Source organism: Arthrobacter sp. HMWF013 (assembly GCF_003061105.1).
In the GTDB taxonomy this organism is placed as follows: domain Bacteria; phylum Actinomycetota; class Actinomycetes; order Actinomycetales; family Micrococcaceae; genus Arthrobacter.
On the sequence record NZ_QAIQ01000543.1, the window covers coordinates 1 to 1,015 of the forward strand.

Here is a 1,015-nt window from a genome sequence, read left to right on the forward strand (position 1 = left end):
CAGTGAGATCGAGTCCCGCGGCGTGAGCCTTTCACTCCGGGCCATCCCGCTGCGGGACGAGCAGCAACGGTTTGGCGCCCTGGTGCTCTGCCGCGACGTGTCCGAACTCCGGCGCCGTGAGATGGAACTCGTCACCAAGGATGCCACCATCCGTGAGATCCACCACAGGGTAAAGAACAATCTGCAGACAGTTGCCGCGCTGCTGCGGATGCAATCCCGGAGAATGGTAAGCGACGAGGCCAAACAGGGCCTCGAGCAGGCGATGCGGCGTGTCGCCACCATCGCTCTGGTCCACGAGACGCTCTCACAGGGGTTGGCGCAGAGCGTCGATTTTGATGAGCTCATCGGCCGCCAGTTCAGGCTGTCCGCCGAGGTCGCTTCACCCTCACAACAGGTAAAGACCGAGCGTTCAGGGCTTTTCGGCGAACTGCCCAGCGACTTTGCCACCCCGCTGGCCCTGGTCATTAACGAGTTGGTGACCAACGCCGTCGAACACGGGCTCGAGGGACGTGCGGGGACCGTGTGGCTGATAGCGGACCGTTCCGAAGAGGAAGACGGCGAGGAACTGCTCACCGTCACCGTTGCCGACGACGGGGTGGGGCTCCCCGACACTCCGCACGTGGAGGGGCTGGGGCTCCAGATCGTGCGCACGCTTGTCACCAGTGAGCTGGGCGGTTCCATTCAGTGGCGTCCCCGCGACGGTGGCGGTACTGCAGTCCAGATCCGGCTGAGCCTGGCGCCGCGCTAGCTCCCTGGCTGTCCCGTCCTGAGCCTGCGGGTCAGGACGGGACAGCCAGCCCGGACGAAGTACCTGCCGCCGTTAAGCAGTGATGGCCGCGATCCCTGGAGGATCGCGGCCATCACTGTCTGAAACTTGCTGGGCTTCCTGACTGCGGTTCTGCCAGGTTTGCCGTGTGCTGCCTGTTTGCTTTCGTTGCCAGGAGGCGCGTGCTGTGAGTAGCGCGCTAGGAGTGCGCTGAATAATCGGCGGCAGTGTGGCGTGCCTGCTGGATTT

General features: G+C 64.2%; 2 protein-coding genes. One reads left to right on the plus strand and one right to left on the minus strand.

Features of this window, described 5'->3' with window-relative positions; genetic code table 11:
• Positions 1–748, plus strand: a 748-nt coding sequence (locus DBR22_RS18680) for a sensor histidine kinase (RefSeq protein ID WP_146187570.1), incomplete at its 5' end; no start/stop codon positions are given.
• A 72-nt stretch (positions 749–820) separates the two neighbouring features.
• On the opposite strand, the gene DBR22_RS24175 is transcribed toward DBR22_RS18680, so the two are convergent.
• The coding region (locus DBR22_RS24175) for a hypothetical protein (protein WP_219928138.1) at positions 821–1,015 on the minus strand (195 nt) is incomplete at its 5' end.